Annotated in this window: 3 protein-coding genes; 1 reads left to right on the plus strand and 2 read right to left on the minus strand. The window is 26.2% G+C overall.

Features of this window, described 5'->3' with window-relative positions; translation table 11 throughout:
- Positions 1 to 185: hypothetical protein (locus I1959_RS15090; protein ID WP_195238899.1), on the minus strand; the 185-nt coding region annotated here is incomplete at its 3' end.
- 2410 nt (positions 186 to 2595) lie between these two features.
- Between I1959_RS15090 and I1959_RS15095 the strand changes: the two genes are divergently transcribed.
- Entirely contained in the window at positions 2596 to 2853 is a 258-nt protein-coding gene (locus tag I1959_RS15095; RefSeq protein ID WP_195238901.1) for a topoisomerase DNA-binding C4 zinc finger domain-containing protein, read from the plus strand.
- 279 nt (positions 2854 to 3132) lie between these two features.
- On the opposite strand, the gene I1959_RS15100 is transcribed toward I1959_RS15095, so the two are convergent.
- On the minus strand, positions 3133 to 3580 hold a 448-nt coding region (locus I1959_RS15100; RefSeq protein ID WP_195238903.1), incomplete at its 5' end, for a hypothetical protein.

Below are 3580 nucleotides of genomic sequence, written 5' to 3' on the forward strand. Positions count from 1 at the left end.
TTGTAATATCTTTTTTCTTTTTGAAAATATTTATATCCATTTTCTCTTATAATTTTTTGAAGATATTTTTCTCCTATGCCTAGATCTTCTCTAATACGAATTACAGTTTGTCCTTCGCTTAATTTTTCATTTAGGTATTCAATTTTTTTATCTATATCTAACTCTAAAAACTCTTTTTTAATCATTTTATCTCCTTAAAAACAATCAATTTTTTTGTAATACATTTGTAGTATATTACAAACGTATTACAAAATCCTTTTAATATTTTTTATAAAAAATAAAAAGCCCTCTGCAAGAGCCTTCAGAGAAAAAAGAGCATAAGGAGTTTTTGATATCACCTAAGGTGATAATCTGGGCAAAGCCCAGCAATACTCTAATTTTAGAAGAAGTTATGTCAATTCACTTGTTTTTGATTTGACATAACTTTTGACATAACATTTAACATAACTTTGACATAACTTTTTTTGGGGTAAATCAACCTATTTTATAAGCTTATTTTTTCTATTTTTAAACTTTTAAATTAAATAATTTCTAAATAAAAAAAACGAACTGTCTTAATATTCCAATTCATTTTTTTGTAATTAAATTTCAAAGAAAATATTAACACTTATGATAATTTATCATACTTTTTTTTTAAACATAATAAACCTTCTAAATGATATTTTACATAGTAATAAGTTACTGCTTAGGTAATTGTTTTTTATTATAAGCCTACGGCTAAAATCAACTTTCAACCTACGGGTAAAAGTTGATGCTAACGCAGAGCAAGTAAGAAAAGTTAGAAGGAACTTTTCTTACTTGCTCTTTTGTTGTTTTTGTTCTTGGTTTTTATTTTTTAATTGTTCAAACAAAATAACTTGTAAAATCTATGCAACTAAGATACAACAGGCATGAGGGAGCTGAAATCGACGCAATTATTCCCTTATGCCATCAAAATAGCTTGTACTAAAAATACACATAACTATTCTGATTCATAAGGAATAATTGCTTTTGATAATACAACAGTATACTCGGTCGCCTTATCTTCTCGCACCCTTTCTATTATGTGTAAACACCCATAAACTTTCTACACTATGGTTCTATCCTAGTGCTGATGTCTGTTTATGGTTCCCGATACATTAGTATCCTAGAACTCCCACACCCGACCTTTACGTAGTCGTCACGCTCGGACCCGTACTGCCTAAAGAAAGGGACTAGGCTTATCTGTACGGAGGTTCACTTTCTGCAGTGGCTGAACTCACCTGACGTAATTTTAAGTGTTTAACGGCAACTCACTACATGTCATATAGGTGGCATGCAACCTTTTTGCATTAAAAAACGCCCTAGGTGAAATCCCTAGAGCGTTAAGGTCTAATTTATATTGACTTAAAGTGTTTATCCTTATATACTTATGTATATATTAATAATATAAACTACTTTGGTTGGGTCAACTTTCCGAAGATAGCTCCAACTATCTAACGAAGGCTAAATTCCTTAACTTCATGGTATTCCACTACCAGTAGTTACCTTAAATCGTTTGGCGACGATTTAAAGAACCGAAGTTAAATAGAAAGCACTCTTTTGAGTGCTTTTTTTATTTACTTATATTCATATTTTAACTTTATTTACAATTTATAACAATATATTTTTTACATATTTTAAATAAATTTAAAGAATTATATTTTCTTTTATCACTTAATAAACGAGAAGCACCCAATTTTGGGTGCTTTTTATTTTTTATATTTTATTTTTAAATCTTATATTAAAATATAATATAGCACTATATCTTATCAAGTAAGGAGTATAAATCCAATCTGGTTATATAAACTTATAAAGGCTACTCTCAAAACATTTGAATTAACTAAAAAAAGATTAGCGAATGCATATATAGCAGCTAATATTTAAGTTTTACATGTTATATTTTTTATTGCTAAAAAAAATTATAAAAATACATAAAAAAGTTAAAAAGTATGTTATAATAGCGAACTAATTTTGAAGTGCTGATCCAATGTAAAAAACAATAACATTTTACAAAATCTAAATAGTTATAAATAATTAGTTTAAATTTACATATTGACAAATTAAATCACATGGAAAGTATTGACAAATATACATTAATAATTATAATATACACATCCCTGATAAACGTTGTGATTCCAACGATTACAAGGGGCATATCAATTAAAAATCAAGTCTGTTTTTTTATTATGAATTATATTATTATATATTTAAACAAAAAAAGAGCTTGTTCCAGCAAGCTCTCTCTATCCAAAACTAAAAGGCGGTGATTTAATTGACGATTACATATAAAGATTTTTCAATCAATCTTTCATATGAATTTGTAATAGCGCTATTCTATACATTGTCACATATGTAGTCACACTTCTAAAAAGAGATAGTTCCAGCTATCTCTTTTTTATTACCTTTAAATCTATTATAAAATACATTAAATAAAATTCAAAGACTAAATTTATTATCACATTTTAACTATATTTTATAAATTTAGAAAAGTTATAAATAATATGTAAATCAATATATTAAACTATATAAATATACTTATAGTTAAATTTGTTGTAAACTTCTAATTATATTGCATATATATAGGAGGTTATAAAAATGAGCAAATGTCCTTGGTGTAATGGTTATATGATTCTAAGAGAAGGGCCTTTAGGTAAGTTTTATGGATGTTCAAATTATCCTGATTGCACAGCAACTGCTAGTATAGATGCTATTTCAGAAGATAATTGCGAAGATATCTTTGATTGTAATGATGGAGAAACTTTTGGGTTATGTATTCGTTGTAAAGAAGAAGATTACTTAAGTGATCAAGGTCTTTGTAATTATTGTCAACATGTTTGGGATAATGATAAATAATGAATATACACTTTAATTAGTCTTAAAATTTAGATTTAGGGAATAGTTTATAAAAACATAGTATTTCCAATACTTGTAAGGTCTAGCAAAATAAAGAAAGGTCAAACTTAATTTTATTAAGTCTGACCTTTCTTTATTTTATTTACTTATAAAGCTCTAATTTCGATTTTAAGACTTATTTTATAAATATATAACCTATTTATCCTTAACTTTATTATTTTCGCTCTAAATGGATTCTAGACGTTTTTTTAGCCATAATTTACGATGCTTTTTTATCCATTACTCATACTTTTTCATGTATTCTTCCAATGCCATAGACACTAAATCTTGGTTGTTATATTTTTTATGTTTGCTGCAAAACTCTTTCCACTTAGTTAATGTTTCACCATAAACCCTAAATGAAGTTACTTTTGCTTCGCTATTAAAATCTTTAATTTGTATTTCATTACTAGCAACTACTTCTATTACACTTGTAGTATCTTTGCAATACAAATTTTCTTTAAAAGCATTTATAACTTCAAATATTTCTTTCTTGGCTTGAACTATTTCTAGTAAATCCTCTTTATAATTTTGTAATACAATTGTGGAATCTTTACATTCTGAATCAAAAATTTCTTTGCCCTGAATTATATTTTTTTGTAATACATTTGTATTTTCTTTGTAATATCTTTTTTCTTTTTGAAAATATTTATATCCATTTTCTCTTATAATTTTTTGAAGATATTTT

The sequence above is a fragment of the Romboutsia sp. 1001285H_161024_C4 genome (genome assembly GCF_015550185.1).
Taxonomy (GTDB): domain Bacteria; phylum Bacillota; class Clostridia; order Peptostreptococcales; family Peptostreptococcaceae; genus Romboutsia_C; species Romboutsia_C hominis.

What these genes read in the sequence shown, in the direction of transcription:
- I1959_RS15095 (WP_195238901.1), top strand. Translation starts at nt 2,596, where the DNA reads ATGAGCAAATGTCCTTGGTGTAATGGTTATATGATTCTAAGAGAAGGG.